This is a genomic window from Vibrio sp. 970, from assembly GCF_033339075.1.
Window position 1 is genome coordinate 1 of the sequence record NZ_JAWOTW010000276.1, and the last position, 730, is coordinate 730.

Consider the following 730-nt stretch of genomic DNA (forward strand, 5'->3'; position numbering starts at 1 on the left):
GTATCAGAAGAGAACTCTGCCGCACACGTATCCACACGCTTGTAGACAGGGTGGATGTCAAACTGGTCACGTAGACGACGGATTTCGCTTTCAGCCACACCTAACAGTTTAGATAAGCGCGCATCAGAGAAACCTTTACGTTTCATCTGGCGTAGAACTTCTTCTGTTAGACCAGCAAAGCCACCGGCTTTCACTTGCTCTTCTAGTTTAACTAGCTCTTCAATTTGAACTAGGAACCAGCGATCAATGTTCGTCAGGTTAAACACGCCATCCACTGACATGCCCGCACGGAATGCATCTGCGATATACCAGATACGCTCTGCGCCAGCTTCTTTTAGTTCGTGACGAATCTTAGTCAGTGCGTCAGGTGCATCTAGGTCAACCATCTCATCAAAGCCAGTCGCGCCAACTTCTAGGCCACGTAATGCTTTGTGAAGAGATTCTTGTTGGTTACGACCAATCGCCATTACCTCACCAACTGACTTCATCTGAGTCGTCAGGCGATCGTTAGCGCCAGCAAATTTCTCGAAGTTAAAACGAGGAATCTTGGTCACTACGTAGTCGATAGTAGGTTCGAATGATGCCGGAGTTGCACCACCTGTAATGTCGTTTTGCAGCTCGTCTAGAGTAAAGCCAACAGCCAGTTTCGCCGCAATCTCAGCGATTGGGAAACCTGTTGCTTTTGATGCCAGAGCAGAAGAGCGAGATACACGTGGGTTCATCTCGATGA

General features: G+C 48.2%; 1 pseudogene. It reads right to left on the bottom strand.

The window, feature by feature from the left end:
• Window positions 1-730: pseudogene (gene carB / locus R7Q11_RS26155) on the bottom strand (carbamoyl phosphate synthase large subunit); the annotation flags it as partial.